The sequence below is a fragment of the Paraclostridium sp. genome (assembly GCF_051657365.1).
GTDB lineage: Bacteria > Bacillota > Clostridia > Peptostreptococcales > Peptostreptococcaceae > Paraclostridium.
Window position 1 is genome coordinate 1 of sequence record NZ_JBOFKN010000116.1, and the last position, 1,051, is coordinate 1,051.

Annotated in this window: 1 protein-coding gene; it reads right to left on the reverse strand. The window is 27.5% G+C overall.

Going from position 1 to position 1,051, the window contains the following annotated elements; translation table 11 throughout:
• A partial coding sequence (locus ACRCYC_RS08505; RefSeq protein ID WP_438618682.1) for a hypothetical protein occupies positions 1-1,051 on the reverse strand: 1,051 nt, incomplete at both ends.

Below are 1,051 nucleotides of genomic sequence, written 5' to 3' on the forward strand. Positions count from 1 at the left end.
GAGGGTTATCTGAATTTAATCCTGTCCACATAATTCTTTTATACGGAATAGGTTCATCAAAAGCTTTATTAGCTCCAACTAAATTATATAAAAAGTCAACGTACTCATCTCTAGTTTTTAAAACTTCTAAAAACTCTTCAGGTTTTATATTGCTCTTTAACCAATCGATATCAAAGACAGCTATTGTATTAACTCCTTCAATATAAGCTAGGTTACAATTGTGGTTTTCAGACATAACACTTTCTATTTTAGATTTTTGATAAAATTCTTTATAAGAATCATAACCATAACGATAAACTAATCCATTGTCTAATTCACTTAAGGTATACATTCTAATCTCAGTTTCTCTAGATCCTTGCAAGAAAAGTTGTCCTTGTTGTTCACCGGGATTTATAATATTTATTCCAGGTTTAAAGTTAAAGTTACAATTAGGATTTGGTTTTCCTACAAAAGTAGTTAAAGTTCCGCTTATAGCTCTATTAAATACAAATATATAATCTTGGTTAGGTTTTAAATAGTGAGGAGTAATGTAAAGGTTCCCTGTACTATTTGCATTTATTTTACCAAAATAAAAATTTGTATTTTTTTCTAAAGGTTTAATTGAAAGAATATCAAAAGGATTATTCCCATTGTTGTTTATGAAAACTTTTGCCAGTTCTAAAGCTACAATTAACTCTTTATCTTTGGTTACATATTTTTCTATCTCTTCAATATCTTTAATTCCAATTCCAGGGTTAACTTTTGTAAAGTCGTTATTGAATATATCTTTTATTCTTGAGTGAATTGGATTATAAATTTTAAAGTTAACTTCATAAAGTGATACAGAATTACTGCTTGACTCTAGAGTTCTTATCATAATTTCTTTAGCTAAAACAGGAGGAATTTCTAGAATTTTTATATTACTATTAGCTGAATTACTAATAGAGAAAGTTGTAGCAAATCTCCACTGATCATTGCTAGTTTCTTTGTAATAAATCTCACCTTTTTTTATATTACCGTTTGTAGATTTACAAACATATCTAAATTGATCCACAACTTTAGGTCTTTCAAA